At 61.3% G+C, this 19,505-nt stretch carries 17 protein-coding genes and 1 tRNA gene; 10 read left to right on the top strand and 8 right to left on the bottom strand.

The window, feature by feature from the left end; genetic code table 11:
* Nucleotides 1–14 precede the first annotated feature (14 nt).
* Complete coding sequence (locus tag I2G20_RS09635; RefSeq protein WP_196259493.1) at nt 15–1,148, bottom strand: glycosyltransferase; 1,134 nt, start codon at nt 1,146–1,148, stop codon at nt 15–17.
* Nucleotides 1,149–1,346: 198 nt separating this feature from the next.
* On the opposite strand from I2G20_RS09635, the gene I2G20_RS09630 reads away from it, so the two are divergent.
* A complete protein-coding gene (locus I2G20_RS09630; protein WP_196259492.1) occupies nt 1,347–1,637 on the top strand; it encodes a co-chaperone GroES in 291 nt (96 codons plus the stop codon).
* Nucleotides 1,638–1,680: 43 nt separating this feature from the next.
* Entirely contained in the window at nt 1,681–3,321 is a 1,641-nt protein-coding gene (gene groL, locus I2G20_RS09625; protein ID WP_196259491.1) for a chaperonin GroEL, read from the top strand.
* 91 nt (nt 3,322–3,412) lie between these two features.
* Here groL and I2G20_RS09620 read toward each other — a convergent pair whose 3' ends face one another.
* Nucleotides 3,413–3,760 (bottom strand): DUF1428 domain-containing protein, encoded by a 348-nt coding sequence (locus I2G20_RS09620; RefSeq protein WP_196259490.1) that lies wholly within the window; start codon nt 3,758–3,760, stop codon nt 3,413–3,415.
* A gap of 97 nt (nt 3,761–3,857) precedes the next feature.
* A complete protein-coding gene (locus I2G20_RS09615; protein WP_196259489.1) occupies nt 3,858–4,607 on the bottom strand; it encodes a TSUP family transporter in 750 nt (249 codons plus the stop codon).
* A 203-nt stretch (nt 4,608–4,810) separates the two neighbouring features.
* On the opposite strand from I2G20_RS09615, the gene I2G20_RS09610 reads away from it, so the two are divergent.
* Nucleotides 4,811–5,188, top strand: a complete 378-nt coding sequence (locus I2G20_RS09610; RefSeq protein ID WP_196259488.1) for a DoxX family protein — start codon at nt 4,811–4,813, stop codon at nt 5,186–5,188.
* 34 nt (nt 5,189–5,222) lie between these two features.
* On the opposite strand, the gene hisG is transcribed toward I2G20_RS09610, so the two are convergent.
* The 3 genes from hisG to hisS form a co-directional block, all read right to left on the bottom strand.
* Nucleotides 5,223–5,927, bottom strand: a complete 705-nt coding sequence (hisG, locus tag I2G20_RS09605; RefSeq protein ID WP_196259487.1) for an ATP phosphoribosyltransferase — start codon at nt 5,925–5,927, stop codon at nt 5,223–5,225.
* Nucleotides 5,924–7,003 carry an ATP phosphoribosyltransferase regulatory subunit gene (locus tag I2G20_RS09600; RefSeq protein ID WP_196259486.1) on the bottom strand — a complete coding sequence of 360 codons (1,080 nt, stop codon included), beginning with the start codon at nt 7,001–7,003 and terminating at the stop codon, nt 5,924–5,926. The genes hisG and I2G20_RS09600 overlap by 4 nt, the downstream gene beginning before the upstream one ends.
* Before the next feature lie 184 nt (nt 7,004–7,187).
* Nucleotides 7,188–8,723 carry a histidine--tRNA ligase gene (gene hisS / locus I2G20_RS09595; protein ID WP_196259485.1) on the bottom strand — a complete coding sequence of 512 codons (1,536 nt, stop codon included), beginning with the start codon at nt 8,721–8,723 and terminating at the stop codon, nt 7,188–7,190.
* A 448-nt stretch (nt 8,724–9,171) separates the two neighbouring features.
* Between hisS and I2G20_RS09590 the strand changes: the two genes are divergently transcribed.
* Nucleotides 9,172–9,417: a hypothetical protein gene (locus I2G20_RS09590; protein WP_196259484.1), complete on the top strand. Its 246-nt coding sequence runs from the start codon at nt 9,172–9,174 to the stop codon at nt 9,415–9,417.
* A 13-nt stretch (nt 9,418–9,430) separates the two neighbouring features.
* On the opposite strand, the gene I2G20_RS09585 is transcribed toward I2G20_RS09590, so the two are convergent.
* The gene (locus I2G20_RS09585) at nt 9,431–10,045 is read right to left on the bottom strand and encodes a DNA-3-methyladenine glycosylase I (RefSeq protein ID WP_196259483.1); all 615 of its coding nucleotides are present in this window, start codon (nt 10,043–10,045) and stop codon (nt 9,431–9,433) included.
* Nucleotides 10,046–10,187: 142 nt separating this feature from the next.
* Between I2G20_RS09585 and I2G20_RS09580 the strand changes: the two genes are divergently transcribed.
* Nucleotides 10,188–10,796, top strand: a complete 609-nt coding sequence (locus I2G20_RS09580) for a L,D-transpeptidase (RefSeq protein ID WP_196259482.1) — start codon at nt 10,188–10,190, stop codon at nt 10,794–10,796.
* Between the two features lie 59 nt (nt 10,797–10,855).
* A complete protein-coding gene (locus I2G20_RS09575; RefSeq protein WP_196259481.1) occupies nt 10,856–12,568 on the top strand; it encodes a pilus assembly protein TadG-related protein in 1,713 nt (570 codons plus the stop codon).
* Between the two features lie 22 nt (nt 12,569–12,590).
* Here I2G20_RS09575 and I2G20_RS09570 read toward each other — a convergent pair.
* A tRNA-His gene (locus I2G20_RS09570) sits at nt 12,591–12,667 on the bottom strand.
* A 242-nt stretch (nt 12,668–12,909) separates the two neighbouring features.
* Here I2G20_RS09570 and I2G20_RS09565 point away from each other — a divergent pair.
* The 4 genes from I2G20_RS09565 (at nt 12,910) to I2G20_RS09550 (ending at nt 19,352) form a co-directional block, all read left to right on the top strand.
* Nucleotides 12,910–15,240 carry a sensor histidine kinase gene (locus I2G20_RS09565; protein WP_196259480.1) on the top strand — a complete coding sequence of 777 codons (2,331 nt, stop codon included), beginning with the start codon at nt 12,910–12,912 and terminating at the stop codon, nt 15,238–15,240.
* Nucleotides 15,241–15,366: 126 nt separating this feature from the next.
* On the top strand, nt 15,367–16,437 hold the full coding sequence (locus I2G20_RS09560) for an ABC transporter ATP-binding protein (protein WP_196259479.1): 1,071 nt from the start codon (nt 15,367–15,369) through the stop codon (nt 16,435–16,437).
* A gap of 171 nt (nt 16,438–16,608) precedes the next feature.
* On the top strand, nt 16,609–17,631 hold the full coding sequence (locus tag I2G20_RS09555) for an extracellular solute-binding protein (RefSeq protein WP_196259726.1): 1,023 nt from the start codon (nt 16,609–16,611) through the stop codon (nt 17,629–17,631).
* Between the two features lie 38 nt (nt 17,632–17,669).
* Entirely contained in the window at nt 17,670–19,352 is a 1,683-nt protein-coding gene (locus I2G20_RS09550) for an ABC transporter permease (protein ID WP_196259478.1), read from the top strand.
* Nucleotides 19,353–19,505: the final 153 nt, after the last annotated feature.

Raw genomic sequence — 19,505 nt, 5'->3', positions numbered from 1 at the left:
GACGGGTCATCGGCCTACCGCCAGGTGAACATGCGGGTAACCGCATAGTTGAAGACTACGCTCATGACGGCGCCGGCAATGCCCGCGATGAGGAAATTGGCGAGATTGGCCTCGTAGAGGACACTGGCCACCGAGACATTGGCCAAGGTGCCGAAGCTGCATACGATGTAAAAGCTCAGGAGCCCGGTCCAGAACCGCCGCCCGCGCAGCTTCTTGTCGGCGTAGGTCAGCTCGTTGTTGAGGAGATAGTTACTCGTCATCGCAACCAGCGTGGCGACGAGTTGGCTGTTGGCGAAATTGAAATCGAGCACCTCGAAGGCCAGTGTCAGCATGGCGAGGTGCACAACGACACCCGAGGCGCCGACCAGCGAGAACAACAGGAAACTCGTGGGCAGGAGGCCGCGCGAAATCTGCGAAACGATCAATCCCAGGAACTGGGCGACGATCAACGGGCTCATCTTGCTTTCGCCGGCAAAGCGCGGGCGGAAGCTATAGGGCACTTCAGCGAGAACGAGCTTGCCGCCCCGGCGGCGATTGGCCGAGACGATGATATCGAGAAGGATCTTGAAGCCTTCGCGCGAAAGCCTGGGCGCGACCTCATTGAAAAGGCTGCGGGGCATGAGAAAAAAGCCGCTCATGGGGTCGGCCAGTGCCTTTCCGGTGAGAATGCCGGAGAGGCGTGTGGCAAGCGTCGAACCGGCCTGGCGGCGTTTCGATAGCCCCTGGGTCGAACTGCCCTCCCCGCTATAGCGCGAACCTACGGCAATGTCGGCCCCCTCTTCCACGCGCCGAAGCATTTCAGGCAGGATGGATTCATCGTGCTGATGGTCCGCATCGATGACGGCCACGTAATCGGCCGACGAGGACGCCATCCCCTCGATGCAGGCCGAAGACAGTCCACGGCGACCCACGCGATGTATGCAGCGCACATGGGCCTTCTGGCGTGCGATATCCTTGGCGAGATCGGCCGTTCCGTCGGGGCTGTTGTCATCGACGATGATGACCTCGAACGCCGTCCCCTTCAGCGTCTTCTCAAGCTTTTCTATCAGCGGCGCGATATTGTCGCGCTCATTGAAGGTGGGCACGATGACCGAGAGTTTTGGCGGCGTCCAGGCGATGTTGTCCAGAGCGGATAGGCTGGAGGTCATATCAATCTTCTTATTACAGACGTCGGCTCGACGCTCGCATAGCAAGTGGCGCTCCGGGATGCAAAATTTTTCGGCTCCGCGCGCCTTGACTCCGTTGCAGGCTGATCCTATTTCACCGCCATGCCGTTAGCACTCTTGTGGATAGAGTGCTAACAGCTGGGAAATTGCTTTTTCAACCCTACGTTCCAAGGAGCGACCATGAGCTTCCGTCCCCTGCATGACCGCGTTGTAGTCCGGCGCGTTGACAGCGAGGAAAAGACCGCTGGCGGCATCATCATCCCCGACACTGCCAAGGAAAAGCCATCCGAAGGCGTGATCGTTTCGGTCGGCCCGGGCGCCCGCGACGATGCGGGCAAGGTTACCCCGCTCGATGTGAAGGCCGGAGACCGCGTGCTTTTCGGCAAGTGGAGCGGCACTGAAGTCAAGATCAACGGGCAGGACCTGCTGATCATGAAAGAGTCCGACATCATGGGTGTGATCGAGGCGTAAGCTTTCGGCCCCTTATCTGAACCTCAATCGGAGCAAACTTGCCATGTCCGCTAAAGACGTAAAGTTCTCGACCGATGCCCGCGACAAGATGCTGCGCGGCGTCAACATCCTGGCCAATGCGGTCAAGGTGACCCTCGGCCCCAAGGGCCGCAACGTCGTCATCGAAAAGTCCTTCGGCGCCCCGCGCATCACCAAGGACGGCGTGACGGTTGCCAAGGAAATCGAACTTGAAGACAAGTTCGAGAACATGGGCGCGCAGATGCTGCGCACCGTCGCCTCCAAGACCAACGACATCGCCGGTGACGGCACCACCACCTCGACCGTTCTGGCACAGTCGATCGTCAACGAAGGCGTCAAGGCCGTTGCCGCCGGCATGAACCCGATGGACCTCAAGCGCGGTATCGACCTCGCCGTAACCGAAGTGATCTCGAGCCTTGCTTCCAAGGCCGTCAAGATCACCTCCTCGGCAGAAGTCGCTCAGGTTGGCACGATCTCGGCCAATGGCGAAAAGGAAATCGGCGAGATGATCGCCAACGCCATGCAGAAGGTCGGCAACGAGGGTGTCATCACCGTCGAGGAAGCCAAGACCGCTGAAACCGAACTCGATGTCGTCGAAGGCATGCAGTTCGACCGCGGCTACCTCTCGCCTTACTTCGTGACCAACACCGAAAAGATGGTGGCGGCGCTCGAAGATCCCCTCATCCTGCTGCACGAAAAGAAGCTCTCGAACCTGCAGGCGCTCCTGCCGGTCCTCGAAGCCGTCGTCCAGTCCAACCGTCCGCTGCTGATCATTGCCGAAGACGTGGAAGGCGAAGCGCTCGCCACTCTCGTCGTCAACCGTCTGCGCGGCGGCCTGAAGGTTGCTGCCGTCAAGGCTCCGGGCTTCGGCGACCGCCGCAAGGCCATGCTCGAGGACATCGCGATCCTGACCGGTGGCCAGGTTATCTCGGAAGACCTCGGCATCAAGCTCGAGAACGTGACGCTGGACATGCTGGGCACTGCCAAGCGCGTCGAAATCACCAAGGAAAACACCACCATCGTCGATGGTTCGGGTGCCAAGGAAGACATCGAAGGCCGCGTTGGTCAGATCAAGGCGCAGATCGAGGAAACCACCTCGGACTACGACCGTGAGAAGCTCCAGGAGCGTCTTGCCAAGCTCGCGGGCGGCGTTGCCGTGATCAAGGTCGGCGGCTCGACCGAAGTTGAGGTGAAGGAACGCAAGGATCGCGTTGACGACGCGCTCAACGCAACCCGCGCTGCCGTCGAAGAAGGCATCGTACCGGGTGGTGGTGTCGCCCTGCTCCGCGCAGGGGCTGCTCTCACCGTGAAGGGCGTCAATGCCGATCAGGACGCTGGTATCGCTATCGTCAAGCGTGCCCTCCAGGAGCCTGTCCGTCAGATCGCCAACAACGCGGGCAGCGAAGGCTCGATCGTCGTGGGCAAGATCCTCGACAATTCTTCCGATGCGTTCGGCTATGATGCGCAGACCGGCGAATATGGCGACATGATCAAGATGGGCATCATCGACCCCGTCAAGGTGGTCCGCACGGCTCTGGAAGATGCTGCCTCGGTTGCCGGTCTTCTGGTCACGACCGAAGCGATGATTGCCGAACTGCCCAAGGATCCCGCTCCGGCTATGCCTGGCGGCGGCGGCATGGGCGGCATGGGCGGCATGGACTTCTAAGGTTCACGCTATCCAGACCTCTCCAGGTCTCGAACGGGAAGGGCAGCCTCAGGGCTGCCCTTTTCTTTAGGGTGGCCGCCCTTTCGCGCTGTTATTCGTCCATGACGATCTCGAAACCGCCCCAGACCATGCGCTTGCCGTCGAACGGCATGTCCATGTTCATCATCTGGGGATCCGAACCCATCTTCTGGTTCACAGCGTCGCGGGTCGCCTTGTCGGGATATTCGATCCAGCTGAAGACGACCGTCTCGTCATCGTTGGCCTGCACGGACTTATAGAAGTCGGTAACAACGCCGGCGGGCACATCATCGCCCCAACATTCGACATGCCGTGTGGCGCCGTGCTTCTTGAAATAGTCGGCCGCTTCCCGCGAATGCCTGATATAGACGTCCTTGTTGGCCGTCGGCACGGCGGCGATAAAACCTTCGACATAGGGCATGGCGGTTCTCGTTGCTCTTCCTTATCCGGTGGGCTTCAGTTCACACAGATTAGACGAACGACAACCGCCCGTTCCGACAGCGCCGGAGTGCTTTTTCTCAGGGGAACAGCAAGAGCCGGATGGCAAGGATCACCGACACCGCAATCACCAGGGGCCGGATCACCTTCGCACCGAACCTTATTCCTGTCAGCGCACCGAAATAGCCCCCGATCAACTGCCCGATGGCCATTGCTATGGCGGCGGGCCATAGGACGTCCCCTGCGGGAATGAACAGCGCGAGAGCGGCGAGGTTGGAGGTAACGTTGAGAACCTTGGTGTGGGCGGACGCCTTTGTGGCGGAAAGACCGAAGAGGGCCACGAAACACAGCATGAAGAACGAACCCGTGCCGGGGCCAAACAGCCCATCGTAAAAGCCGATGATGAAGCCGACAACGGGAACGAAGATCGCGAATTTGAGCCTCGCGGTGCTGTCGACATCCTTGATCGAGGGCGAGAAGCTGAAATAGAGCGCGACCGCGATGACGGCGACGGGCACCGCGACCGAGAGCGCGGACGTATCGATCGCCTTGACGACCAAGGCGCCGATGTATGAGCCCACGAAGGTGAAGGCGATGCCGGGAATCATCGTCTTGAGCGCCACGAACCCGCCGCGCCAGAAGGTGAAGGCGGCGGTGAAAGTCCCGACGACGGATTGGGCCTTGTTGGTGGCCAGCGCCGCCACGGGCGAAAGCCCGACGCTCAACAGCGCGGGAAGTGCGATGAGCCCGCCGCCACCGGCCACCGCGTCCACGAAACCGGCGACGACACCGACCCCGCCAAGAGCGAAAAGAACCCAAAGATCAAGCAAGAGAATGCCCCGAGGCAGAGGAATGAACGTGCGCTAGCTGCACCAAGCTCGCGTAATTTGCAACGGGCCTTTTCCAGACAAAGGCCGATCATTCGTCCCTGATTGGTCACAAATGGTGAACGAATTGTCCGGTACGCGGGGAATTCTCGCCCAGGCGGATGACGGGCAGTGTATTGATCTATGTCAACACGAGGTTCCTCTAGATGGACGCTGTTCAGAAGTTTTCGCCGGCCCTGGGCCGGGTATTTCTCGCTCTAATTTTCATCCTTGCCGGGCTGGGCAAGATTCCCGCCCCTGCCGGTTCGATCGGCTATATGGAAGCCTATGGCGTTCCCGGCATCCTGTTCTGGCCGTCGGTTATCGTTGAAGTCGGAGCCGGCATAGCGCTTCTCGTCGGATATCAGGCGCGCTGGGCCGCGCTGGCGCTTGGGCTCTTTTCGCTCCTCACCGCCGTCATCTTCCATACCGACTTCGCCGACCAGATGCAGTTGACCGCGTTCCTCAAGAACCTCGCGATCGCCGGCGGCATGCTTTATGTGTTTGCCTTTGGCGCGGGTCCATTTTCGGTGGACAACCGCTAATCAAACAGGGGCCGCTCGCGAGCGGCCCTTTATTCTAGAACGGCTCGGCGCCGATCTTTTGCAGCAGTGCATCGAGCGTTGAGCGTCTGGCACCTTCCCAACCGGCGTTGCGCGACACCATCAGCACAGCTTCGCTTTCAAGCATCACCCCGTCGGTGATGACACGAAGCCCATTGGCCTGAAGGGTCGACCCCGTTGTCGTGATGTCGACGATCAGATCCGCGGCACCGGAGGCCGGAGCGGCTTCGGTGGCGCCGAGGCTTTCGACGATCCTGTATTCAGCGATGCCGGCCTGCGCGAAATGGCGGCGGGTGAGATTGAGATATTTGGTTGCAACACGCAGCCAGCGGCCGTGCCGGGCACGGAAATCGGCCGCAACGTCGGACAAATCGTCCATCGTCGTGACATCGATCCAGGCGTCGGGCACCGCGACCACCACATCGGCACGGCCAAAGCCCAGACGCTTGACGATCCGCACCTGCGCGGGGCCGGTCTCTGCACTTTCGTGGATGAGGTCCTCTCCGGTGATCCCGACATCGATAGTGCCGCGGATTAGTTCCCGCGCAATTTCCGAGGCGGAAAGGAACCGCACGACCACCTCGGGCATCGCAGCCATTTCGCCGAGATAGGAGCGCGCGCCGCCGGGGCGCTCGATAGCGAGACCCGATCCGGCAAACAGAGCCATTGCCTCTTCTTGCAGACGCCCCTTGGAGGGCAAGGCAAGCATGATCGCACTCATCGGCCAGCCTCCTTCTCCAGCCGGTCAACCCAGAGGGCGCACCCAACCGATGGCACATCGCTTCCCGCGCCGAGACGCCTCAGCAAACGGTCGTACTGGCCGCCCGAAACGAGCACTTCGCCCCCTGCGCCGGCCATCTCGAAGGTGATGCCGGTATAATAATCGAGACGCGGACTGAACCCGGCGTCAAAAACGAGGCCGTTGAGTCTGCCGCCATTGCGCAATTGGGCAAGGCGCTGACGTGCAGCCTGCAAGGGCGCGTCGAGGACGATGCCGTTGGCATCGGCGAGGGTTTCGACCGCGCTAAGCGCTGCGTCCGCATCCCCGGCTATGGCAAGATATTCGCGCAAAAGGGCTATTGTCGCCTCTGGCACGTGCGCGGCTTCGAGCGCCTGTTTTTCTAGATAGCGGATGGCAATCTCTTCAGGGCCGCGGCTTTCGGTGAGGCTGAGCCCGTTGGTCAAAAGCAACTCGCTCACCCAATCGGCAATATCGGATACGGGCATGCCCTCAGGACCGGGGGCGGGCTTGTGAGGGTTGGCAAGCCGGGTAAGCAACCGGCTCATTGCTTCGGGATGGCCGAAGCGGGCGCGGATGCGGGGGCGCCAGACGTCCGGCATGTCGGCTTTTGCCAGCAGCGCCTCGAAAAGATCGATACTGCCGACGCGGATCGCCGGGTGCGTTATCCCATAGATGTCGAGTGCGGCGCGAGCGAATGCAATGACCTGATCGAGCGCTGCATCCGCATCGGGCGCTGCAAGCAGCTCGAGCCCGGCCTGATCGAATTCGGCGGGGCCGTCGGTGCGTTGGCGGAAGATCGGACCGAGATAGCCGTAGGCGGCGGGCGTCGCCGCGCCGGATTTGAGATGCTCGATGGCAATCGGCAAGGTGAAATCGGGCCGCAGGCAGAACTCCGCGCCATCCGCGCCGGTCGTGAGGATCAGCCGCGCACCGAACTCCTCGCCCGCGAGATCGAAATAGGGTGCGGGGGGAATGAGGATGGGCGTGGTGACGAAGTTGACGCCTTCGCCAGAAACGAGGGATTTCAGCGCTTCGCGGCGGGTTTCAGCGGACATGGCTGGCTTCAACACCCCCACCCTTGTTCCCTCCCCTCAAGGGGGAGGGAGACCGTGGGGCAACGTTCGTTCGTTTCTCCAGGTTTATTGGAAGAATAATCACTCCGTCGTCCCCCTCCCCTTGAGGGGGAGGGGCCAGGGGTGGGGTGAAGCCATGCGCTTCGTATCAGCCCCATTTTGACCATCACCCGTTCGCCTTCATCCACGCGGCGACCGCCGGGATCTGCTTTACGAACTCCACCATCTCTGCGCGTGGCACCGAGTATTGGCCGGGACGTTCTGTTTTCCAGGCGGCGTTGTCGGTGATCGAAGCGGCCGCTTCGGCGCCTTCAGCGAGGTCCTTGATCTGGACGACGCCCTGCGCGAGTTCATCGGAACCCTGAATAATCACCGCAGGCGCGTTGCGCTTGTCGGCGTATTTCATCTGCTTGCCCATGTTCTTGGACGCACCAAGGAACAGTTCGGCGCGAATGCCGGCGTTGCGGAGGTCGGCGACCATCTGCTGGTAGTCCGCGATACGCTCCTTTTCCATGACGGTGACGACGACCGGGCCGGTCGTCGGCTCGGACGAGAGATTGCCGGTGAGCTTGAGCGCCGAGGCCAGACGCGAGACGCCGATGGAAAAGCCGGTGGCCGGGGTTTCCTCATTGCGGAAGCGCGAGACCAGCCCGTCATAGCGCCCGCCACCGCCGACCGAGCCGAACACGACATCCTGCCCCTTCTCGTTCTGTACCTTGAAGGTCATTTCGATCTCAAAGACCGGGCCGGTGTAATATTCGAGTCCGCGGACGACGGAGGGGTCGATCTTGATGCGGTCGGAGCCATATCCGGCTGAGGCGAACAGCGCCGCCATGGCCTGCAGCTCAGCAAAGCCTTCCGCAAACGCCGTCGTAATCTTGAAGCTCGATAGTGCCGAAGTCTTGAACTCGGCATCGAGAAAACCATCGGAGCCCGCATCGTCCTCCAGATCGACCAGATCATCCAGCCGCCCAGCGCCCATCAACTCTATAACAGCTTCGGCCTGAAGGGCATTGAGCTTGGCACCCTCGGTAAAATCGCCGCTCTCGTCCTTACGACCTTCACCAAGCAACAGGCGCACACCCTCCGGCCCGAACTTGTCGAGCTTGTCGATCGCCCGCAGCACCGTCAGCTTCTGTGCCTCATCGGCGACGCCGATGGCCTGCATCACGCCATCGAGCACCTTGCGGTTGTTGACCCGCACCACATACTTCCCCGCCAACCCCAGCGCGTCCATGGTGTCGGCCATCATCATGCACATTTCGGCATCGGCCTCGGGGCCTGCCGCGCCGACGGTGTCGGCGTCGAATTGCATGAACTGGCGGAAGCGGCCCGGGCCAGGCTTTTCGTTGCGGAACACCCAGCCCTGCCGGTAGGAGCGGAAGGGCTTTGGTAGTTCCTGATAGTTCTGGGCGAAATAGCGGGCGAGCGGGGCGGTCAAATCGTAGCGCAGGCTCATCCATTGCTCGTCATCGTCCTGCACCGAAAAAACTCCGGCATTGGGCCGGTCGGTATCGGGGAGGAATTTGCCGAGGGTTTCGGTGTATTCCATGAAGGGGGTCTGGATATGGTCAAAGCCATAGCGCTCGTAAACCTTGCGGATCTTTGCCACCATCTGTTCGATGGCGGCGAGATCGGCAGGTTCTGAATCGACGAAACCGCGCGGCAGGCGCGGTTCGATGAGCGAGGTGTTCTTTGCCATTGGCCTAAAAGTCCCTTTGCCCTTGCGAATACGGGCGGATTTGCTGGACACGCTCTAGCCGATTAGCCCAATCGAAACAAGGCAAAGGGCGGTGTTGCCGATCTGCCACAACCCATGTTCAAGTGCGACAACCCGCCACATGCGGGGTTGGCGACTCGAATTCACGGGCGTATGAAACCGTCACCTTCAACACCAACCTCTCAGGGAGGCGCGACATGACAGTATCAGTACTTCGCCTCACCCGTGGTGTCGAAGGCCGAGGTTGGCACGTAGCCTGCCTCCACATGCGCCTCAACCGGGCGTAATTTCTGGGTCGATCCGGCCCCCTTCCTACACCACCCTTCCGTGACGATCCGGTTCTGACGCCGGGGCATATTGCGCCCTGCCGCCAGCCACCACTCCACCTCCAAACCAGGAGCCAGCACGCTACAAGCGTCTGGATGACACTATGTCCAATATTGAAGCACGCCACGATTCCGCCCTGCTGCGGGTCAGCGTCGATACCCTCATCGCCGATCATGGCCGCTGGCGCGTTGCGCTCGCTGCGCTGGTTGCAGCGATGCAGTCCCAACCGCGTCGGCAGCGGCGGCATTACGTCCCGCACATGTCCAACCGGCTGCGCGCGGACATCGGCCTGCCGCCAGCGGACGACCCGCCAACGCCGATTGTGATGATGCTGTATCACAAGCCCTAGCCTGGAGGGTCCGTTAACGCGGCCTCACAAAACCTGCCCTCAGCCGTTCGACCTCCAAGCGCTGGGGGCAGGATTCTATGTGGTCATTGACCATGCCCATCGCCTGCATGAAGGCGTAGCAGGTGATGGGACCGACGAAAGAGAAGCCGCGATTCTTGAGATCTTTTGACAATGCCTTGGAGGCATCGGTGTGGGCGATCTTGCGCAGAGCTTCCCACGAAAGATCGTCCGGCCTTGCGTCGGGGTGCGGCTCGAAGCGCCAGAAATAGGCAGCGAGCGAGCCGAACTCATAGCGCAGGGCGAGCGCGCGGCGGGCGTTGTTGATGGTGGATTCGATCTTGCCCCGATGGCGGACGATGCCTGCATCGGCTAGGAGCCGGGTGATGTCCCCCTCCCCGAAAGCGGCAACCTTTGCGATATCGAACCCAGCGAAGGCCGCGCGAAAATTTTCGCGTTTTCTCAGTATGGTGATCCAGGAGAGCCCGGACTGGAAGCCTTCAAGGCAGAGCTTTTCGAAAAGCCGTGCGTCGTCGGCCACGGGCCGGCCCCATTCGTTATCGTGATAGGCGATGTAGAGCGGATCGCTTCCTGCCCAGGGGCACGGGGTTCCGTCTGCAAATTCGGTCATCTCTTCCCCTTGGGAATCACATGTTCAGGGACTCTCAACCATAGCGGGCCAGAGAGCCTTAACCATCTCATTTGACTCAATATTTCTGTTCGGGGCGTAGGTTGGGGTCTTTCGCAATTTCGACGAGATCCGGACAATCGCCATGCGTATCCTCGCCGCCCTTGCATTGCTCGCAGCGCTTGCCGCGCCGGCCGCTGCGTCTTCCAACCGTGCTTTCATGGACGCAATGTTCGGCCCGCCGGCGGGGGCAGAACTGACCCAACGTGCGCCGGTGCACCAGCTTCAGTACCAGACGCAATATGTGCGCCACCCGATGTTTCTGCGCCAAGTAGTCAATTACCAGACTCACGAAGCGCCGGGGACGGTCGTCGTCGACACGCGCCGGCACTTTCTTTATCTCGTCATGCCCGGCGGCAAAGCCATTCGGTATGGTATTGGAGTGGCGCGGCTCGGCTTCGAGTGGAGCGGGACGCATCGGGTCACCGACAAGCGCGAATGGCCAAGCTGGACACCGCCGACTGAAATGCATGCGCGCCAACCAGGCCTGCCCCGGTTCATGCCAGGCGGGCCAAATAACCCGATGGGCGCGCGGGCGCTCTATCTCGGCTCAACGCTTTACCGCATCCACGGCACCAACGAGCCGTGGAGCATCGGCCAGTCGGTTTCCTCGGGGTGCATTCGCATGACCAACGAAGATGTGATCGATTTATACCGGCGCGTTCAAATTGGAACTAAAGTTGTGGTCATTTAGTAATGTTTTCCGGCGAAGGATCGCGACGATTAGTTAACGCTTTTGCGGTGGTGACAAAAGTGCGGCGCCTTAACTCCCTGTTTTCCCGTTTCGTAAAAGACGATTCGGGCGCATTTGCCATGATGTTCGGGCTCATGGCGGTGGTGCTCGTGGCGCTGACGGGCGCGGTGGTGGATTACACCTCTCTCGAGGAAAAGCGGAACCGCGCGCAGATCGCACTCGATGCGGCAACGCTGGCGCTCCAACCGCGCATCTATACCGACACACCCGACCAGATCCGCGCAGCCGCTGCAGCACTGGTTGCCGAGCGGCTCGGGTCGGAAGGCGTTTCTTCCTGGATCGACAATGTGGAAGTCGAGATCACGGCGGGCAGGCTCCAGCTGAGGGGCGGCATCAACGTGCCGATGAACTTCGCCCGGCTGATCGGCGTGAACTATCTCGAGGCGACGCTGGTCTCCGAGGCCATTCAGAAAAAGCTCAAGCTCGAAGTCGCGCTGGTTCTCGATAATTCAGGATCGATGCTGCAGGAGAACCGCATGGTTCACCTCAAGCAAGCGGCGCTCAATGCCGTCAACATCCTCTTTGAGGGACAGAACAGCCACGAGGACACATTTCTCAGTGTGGTGCCCTATACGTATCAGGTCAATGTAGGCGCGAATCCGAACAACCCTTTCTGGTGGATCGATCGGGGGCAATCGAAGGCTTCAGGCGACAATTTCCAGTACGACACGCGCACGCAGTCGTTCATAAACGGCCTACCGGCCTCCCAGCGCCCCCATACGGGCACGACATACAACAATGCGCGCGTCGACCGCGTGTGGCTTTATAGCCGTCTCAACGGGGTTAACTGGAAAGGCTGCGTCGAGTCGCGTCCCTACCCCCTCGACGTGCGCGACACCCCGCCCATGGCGTCATACGATCCGGCTTTCCCGCTTCCCACGGGTCTCTCCCACACCGATACGCTTTTTGTGCCGCTGTTTGCACCCGATATTCCGGACCGGTTTGGCAGCAGCGGCAACTATACCTATCTCCAGTATGTCGGCGATACCGGGGGCATCTGTAACTATAACTCGTCGTACCCGGCCCCCACCAACGACGCCAATGGCGACCTCAACCGCCAGGAACGCTTGTGCAAATACATTGGCGCGACCGCCAACACCGCAGCCCAGTTCCGGGGACCGAATGCAGATTGTGGCTCACCGATCCAACCGATGACCAATCAGCGTGCGCCGATCCAGGCCGGGATCAATGCAATGGTCGCCGAAGGCGGTACCAATATTCACCTCGGCGCGATGTGGGGTTTCCATCTGCTATCGCCCAATGAACCGTTTCCGGCCCGGCCCTATGAGGACCAGACCGCCAAGGTGATGATCCTGATGACCGACGGGGTGAATACCTATTATCAGAACAACGACTTCAATGGGTCGTGGTTCTATTCGGCCTACGGCCACCCGGTAAACAACCAGCGCAGTTCAACCAATACCGCAGACCGCCTCGATGGTGTGATTAGGCTCGGCAAGCGGCTTTGGAGTAACGCGCAGATGGAAGCGATCATGGACCAGCGGCTCGAGGAGACCTGCTCCAACGCCAAGGCCGCCGGCATACGCATCTATTCCATTGGGCTTTCGGTTCCCACCGAGGCGACAAAGGAACTCCTGCGCCGCTGCGCCTCGAATCGGGCCGACGCACACTTCACCAACAACCCGGCCGAACTCAATGGCGTGTTCGAGGAAATTGCGAGTCAGCTCGCGGCGCTCAGGATTTCGCGCTGATTTCCTCGACCTGGGAGTTGAGTGGTACCGTCGCCCCGGATCGAACGGGGGACCTCCAGATCCACAATCTGGCGCTCTAACCAACTGAGCTACGACGGCACGGGGGTTGCCGGCGGGCAAGGCCTCGTCTCCGGAACGGGGCGGAACATATTGCCACTCGCCGCCAAAGACAAGGCCGTTTATCTCCATTAATGCCGTTTTTGCCTTTAACCATTATAGCGATTGGCTGCGGTCCAATGTCGCCGGGCGATGGACCGCGCGCGGCCAGCACTATATTTAACAAACTATGAACAACAGCCGCATGTAGACCTAGGCCAAACCGCCGGAGTAAATGCCGCCTAATGACCGATGCCTGGACCAGCCAGCCCGATGCGGAGCGTGCTTTCACGCTCGCAGCGGACCCACGTCCGGCGTGGCTCTGGTCGGGCGATGGCACGCGGCTCCTCTGGCACAACCATGCTGCGACGCTGTTCGGGGCGAAAGCCAAGAACGGGACGCTCAAGCGCGCCGAGGCGCCCGTGCCAATCAAAGGCCAGATCGGGCGCATACTGCGGCTGGGACTCGCCGGCCGGCCGATGCTGTCGCGCATGCAGTTCATCGCTGGGCGCAAGCCCTTATCCGCGACCTGCCTTTGCACACCGCTCGCCATAGGCGAGGATAGGCCGGGCCTGCTGATAACTGGCGTCGATCCGATTGCTGGAGAGATTCTGGCATTCGATCCGATCGAATCGCCGGCACTCGAAGACGCACATGACGAGGAGGCTCCCCCCTCACCGCCGGTGACGACCGATGAACTGGAGCCTGCGCGCGAGGGCCTCGGCGCTCTGGTCGATCGTCTGGCAGGCGACGAGCGGCTGTTCGCGCCTCTTGGCGATGAGGAGGAGTTGGACCCGCTTGCACAAACGATGGAGGCAGTGCCTGACAGGGGCCCGGAAGATATCGCGACTGCCGCCGATCTGCCGAAACGGGAAAGCGATTGGGATTACCCGGGTTCGTTTTCGAGCGAAGAACAGGCCTTTACCGACGATACACATGCCGACGAGACACCGAGCCGTGCGGGCCTGTGGCAGCTTGTCGGTCGTGGACTGACAATCGCCCCGGTCGAACTCCCAGACGAAGAACTTCCGGGGGCGCCCAAGGACGAATCCATCGAACAGGTTTCGCGATACAATTTCGAGGAACTGGCGCGTATCCTGCACGACCGGGTGGGGCGCGAGGCCGAGGAGCCGTCGACGGAATCGGAGCCGCAACCGGTAATCGCCGAGCAACCGTCCAACCTCGTTTCGCTGAGCGATGAGACGCTGGTGCTCAACCGTCTGCCGTTGGGCATCCTGATCTTTCGCGACCAGGACATCCTTTTCGCTAACCGCGCGCTGGTGGATATGACCGGATATGGAAACGCGACCATGCTTCGCGCCGTAGGGCTCAGCGCTGTCATACCGGTGACCGAAGGGAACGAACCCGCCGGCCCGGTCAGTCAGTTGCTCAGGCGTGACGGCGCGCGCGTCGCCGTCGCTGCGCGCCTCAACACGGTGAGTTGGCAGGGCCGCAGCGCGGTCATGCTTTCGGCCCGCATCCTCGAAGGCATAGCGGGGCGCGAGGACGAAATCCGCAGATTCGCCGCCCAACTCGCCGAAATAATGGGCGCGGGCTATGTCGAATCCGACCAGATCGGGATCATCACTGCAACGAGTGGGGCAGCCGACACTCTTCCCTCCATTGCCAAGCCTGGCGAGCGCATCTCGCAACTGGTTGCCGTCGAGAGCCTGCCTGCCCTTTCGGGTTTTCTCACCTTGCCCGCTCGTTTTGCCGAAACGGAACGTCCGGCGGTTGCGCTCAATGGCAAGGTGCCGGGAAGCAGCCTCACGGTTTTCGCGCTGGGGCGGGCGGGGGTAGTGACGGGATATTGCGCGTTGTTTGAAAGAGGCCGCCATTCAGCAGACCAGCCGAGCGGCCTGCCTGCAGCAGCGCTTGCACGCATCGGGAGGGAATTGCGCCGTCCACTCAACACCGTCGTCGGCTTTTCCGAGTTGATCGCATCGGAGAGTTTCGGTCCGGTATCCAATCCGCGCTATCTCGAATATGCGAGGGACATCAATGCCGCTGGCGCGGTCATGACCGATCTTGCGGACGAACTCGACGATTATGTGCGGCTGGCCGAAGGCAAGGTCGAACTCACGCCAGCCGATATCGACCTTTCTGCGCTGCTAGCCGATTGCCTCGTGCGCGTACGTGGACAGGCCGGAGCCGAGCGCGTTTTGCTGCGCAGTGCCATTTCCGAGCGTCTTCCAATGGTCCGCGCAGATGCAGGGACGCTCAAGCAGGCGATTCTCAACATGCTGGCAAGCGCGATCAACGAGGCCGGAGAAGGCAATAAGGTCGTGGTCTCCGCCCAACAGGATAGCGACGGCACGGTCAGCGTTCACGTGCGCGACGCGGCGCGACGACCTAACATTCTGGCCGATCACTTCGTTGTGTTCCGCGACGGGCAATCGCGCGACGGGTCGGCCCGCCAGCCGGTACGGTCGAGCATCGGGCTGACCCTGACCCGCACGCTCGTGGCCGTAAACGCATGTTCGCTGAGCCTCGATCCGGCGGCGGAATCCGGCACGCTGATGACCCTCACCGTTCCCGCTTCACTGGTGGTACGACGGGCGGAGAACCTCTCCTAAGTCTGTTCCCCCTGATCCCGGGCGGCTCTCAGCCTTTACATCCCCCTTCCCACGTCCCATGTGGGGTACAACTTGACAAACATGTTCATGTTGGTCCTTTGAAGGGACGGATTTGAGGACATGGCAATGGCCACCAGCAGCACCGCCCTTTCCATCGACAAGGTGACCAAGCGCTTCGGCTCGCTCGAAGCACTGAGCGCGGTGTCGGTGGACATTGCGCGCGGCCAGATCGCCTGTCTCGTCGGCCAATCCGGCTGCGGCAAATCGACATTGCTGCGCACGATCGCCGGCGTCGAGGATATCGATGGCGGCACGATTACCATCGAGGGAAGGGTGGTGACGGGATCGGGCGTGTTCGTCGAGCCCGAAGACCGCAATGTCGGTTTCATGTTCCAGGATTACGCGCTGTTCCCTCACCTCACCGCGCGGCAGAACATCCTGTTCGGCCTCAAGGGGCTAGGGCGGGCGGCAGCAGCGGTGCGCGCCGACGAGACCATTGCGCGGCTGGGCATTTCTGCACTGGCCGACCGCTATCCGCATATGTTGTCGGGCGGCGAGCAACAGCGCATTGCCCTGGCGCGCGCGCTGGCGCCGCAGCCGCATGTGCTCCTGATGGACGAGCCGTTCTCCAATCTCGACAGGCGGCTGCGCGATACGGTGCGACAGGAAACCGTAACGCTGCTGCGTTCGCTCGGAACGACAGCGATCATCGTGACCCATGATCCCGAGGAAGCCCTGTCACTGGGTGACAAGGTTGTGCTGATGCACAAGGGGAAAGTGATCGAGACGGGGAGCGGGGACGCCATTTATTCGTTCCCCCAGACTGCCTATGCCGCCGAGTTCTTCTCGCGCGTCAATCGCATTCCTGCCCACCGCTCTGGCGATTGGCTCGATACAGCCGTCGGGCGGTTTCCCGCACCATGTGGAAGCTCGGGCGCGGTGCTGGTCTATGTCCGGCCACAATCGGTATTGCTGGACACGCAAGGCGTGGCGGCCACCGTGATGGGTCGCACGCTGCTGGGGGAAATCGAAGAGGTCAGCCTGTCGGTCAGCGGGCTTGAGACGCCGCTCATCATGCGCACGAGCGCCAGATGCGGCCTCGACGTGGGCAACACGGTACAGGTCAAGATCGACCCGCACGAAATCATGGTTTTTGCAGCGGACGAAAGTGCACGCTCCGCTCTGCCCGGCGTATAACCACGCCCTAAAACCCGAAGAATTCCAATAATTTAGAACGTTTCTAAACTATGTCGAAATTACTTGACTGCCACTCTCAACTATGAATTAAGCGGGACCGTCGAGCGCGCTGCTCCTCACCAGGCGCTTTGAACCATACGTTCATTCAAGGGAATTCCCATGTCACGCCAGATTTCAATCAAGGCCCTTGCCGCTGCCAGCCTCATAGCGCTCAGCGCAGCCGCACCAGCCGTTTCCGCCGAAGTCAATATCTACACCACCCGCGAGCCCGGCCTGATCCAGCCGCTTCTGGATGCCTTTACCGCCGAAACCGGCGTTACGGTCAATACCGTGCATGTGCAAGACGGGCTCGTCGAGCGCGTTTCCGCCGAAGGTGAAAGCTCCCCCGCCGACGTTCTCATGACTGTCGATTTCGGCAATCTGATCGAGCTGGTCACAGCCGGACTGACCCAACCGGTACAGTCGGAGGCCCTCGAAGCCGCAGTACCCGCAGCGCTGCGCGACCCCGAAGGCAACTGGTTTGCGCTTTCCGGTCGCGCACGTGCCGTTTACCTGCCTATCGAAAGCGATATCGAAGCGATCACCTACGAAGAGCTTGCCGACGAAGAGTGGCGCGGCCGTCTCTGCATCCGCTCCGGCCAGCACGTTTACAACACCGCGCTGTTCGCGGCCTATATGGCCCATCACGGCGAAGATGCGACTCGCACCTATCTCGAGAACCTCAAGGCCAACCAGGCCCGCCCCGCTGCGGGTGGCGACCGTGACGGCGCGCGCGACATTGCCGCGGGCGTCTGCGACATCGCCATTGCCAACACCTACTATTACGGCCACATGGCCAGCGGCAGCTCCGGCGAAGAACAGAAGGGCTGGTCCGACGCCATCAAGGTGATCCTGCCCACGTTTGAAAATGGGGGTACGCTGGTCAACGTCTCGGGTGCTGGTGTTGCTGCCCACGCACCGAACCGTGACGAAGCCATTCAGCTTCTCGAATATCTGGCGTCAGAGCCGGCCCAGAAAATCTACGCCGAGGCCAATTTCGAATACCCGGTGAACCCTGCCGCTGAAGTGCATCCGATCATCGCCTCGTTCGGTGAACTCAATATAGACGGAACCTCGCTCACCGAAATCCTGCCTTACCGCGCCCGCGCCAGCGAGCTGGTCGATGAGGTGAATTTCGACTCCTTCGAGAACTGAGAATCATGGCGGCGGGGCAACCCGCCGCCAGTCCATGCATGAGCACGATAGCAGGCCGGATAAACGGCCGGAGTAAAAGTCGCATCAATATCTGGACCGCGCTGGCGATGGCCACCGCGGTTCTTGCGCTGTTGCCGGTGGGCACGCTCGCGGTCATGGCCGCTGCCGATACCGGACATTTATGGTCACATATCCTCGTTCACGTGCTTCCGCACGCGACCCGCAATACGGTGACGCTGCTTGTTGGCGCCGGCATTCTCGCCACGATGATCGGTACCGGGGCGGCCTGGCTGGTTTCGGCCTATGATTTCCGGGGGCGCGGCTTTCTCGAATGGGCGCTTCTGCTGCCTCTGGCCGTACCGACCTACATCATGGCCTATGCCTATCTCGATATTCTAAGCCCGCTCGGGGCCATTCAAGGCGGGATACGCTGGATGCTCGGCTATTCCAGCCCCCGCGAATTCCGCCTGCCCGACATCCGCGCGATGTGGGGCGCGATCCTGATCTTCGGCTTTGTCCTCTATCCATACATTTACCTTACGACGCGCGCGATGTTCCTCACCCAGGCAGCCAACGTCGTTGAGGTGGCGCGCACGCTGGGTGTCAAGCGGTCCGGCATATTCTGGCGGGTTGCCTTGCCGCTGGCACGTCCGGCCATAGCGGTGGGCGTAAGCCTTGCGCTCATGGAGGCGCTTAACGATGTCGGGGCGACGCAGTTCCTTGGCGTCCGGACGATGACCGCTTCGGTCTATTCGACCTGGATCAATCGCGGCGACCTGCCAGGAGCGGCCCAAATCGCATTGGCCATGCTGGTGGTGGTGGTGGCCCTGATCGTGGTGGAGCGTTGGGCGCGGCGTAATCAACGGTTCTCGCACTCCGCACAGCGCGCCCGGCCCATGCAGCCTGTACGCCTTTCCGGCATCAAGGCACTGATCGCCTTCAGCTTCGGATTTCTCCCCATTCTCGTCGGCTTTGCCGGCCCGTTTATTTACCTCGTCTGGTCCGCCCTCAAGCGTATCGAACATAACGGAATTTCGGCGGCTATTGTGAGGGCGACGGTCAATACGGTGACGGTTTCGAGCGCTGCGACCGTAGCCGTACTGGTGCTCGGATTCGCCGCCGCCTATGCTGCCCGCCTCAGGCCTGGAACGCTCTCCAACGCTGTCATGCGTACCGCATCGCTGGGTTATGCAGTTCCTGGAACGGTTCTGGCGATCGGCATCCTTATCCCTGTTGCGTGGTTCGACCGTTCGCTCGATGGGCTCCTGCGCAATACGATCGGCGTTTCGACCGGGCTCTTGCTGCTCGGATCGGGCGCGGCGCTCGTCTACGCTTACGCAGCACGCTTCATGGCCATTTCCGTGGGGGGCATCGAAGCGGGGCTGAGCCGTATTCCCGCCTCATACGATCAAGCTGCGCGAACGCTCGGGCGCGACGCAACGGGCACGTTTTTCGGTATTCACCTGCCGCTGTCGCGCACCGCGCTGACCGCGGCGGGATTGCTTGTATTCGTCGACTGCATGAAGGAACTGCCCGCAACACTCCTGCTGCGCCCGCTCAACTTCGAAAGCCTTTCGACGTTGCTATATGGGGAAGCTGCCCGCGGCGTCTATGAAGACGCATCACTGGCCGCGCTCATCATTATCGTTATCGGCATTTTGCCGGTGATCCTTCTGGCCCGAATGGGAACGGCCGAACCGCATAAAGCGGCCCGGCCCTGATCACGATATCCTGACGATTTCAGGCCTTGGGCTTGGCCGGCGCCTTGCGGGCCGGCGCTCTGCGCGCGGCCGCCGACTTGATCGTGCCGGCCTTAGGCGAGGGGCCTTTGGCTGCCGGTTTCTTGCCGGAACTCGCAGGCATCGCCACGGCAC

This window comes from Pelagibacterium limicola, from assembly GCF_015694405.1.
Taxonomy (GTDB): Bacteria; Pseudomonadota; Alphaproteobacteria; order Rhizobiales; family Devosiaceae; genus Pelagibacterium; species Pelagibacterium limicola.
This window is presented reverse-complemented; position numbering and strand designations above follow the sequence as displayed.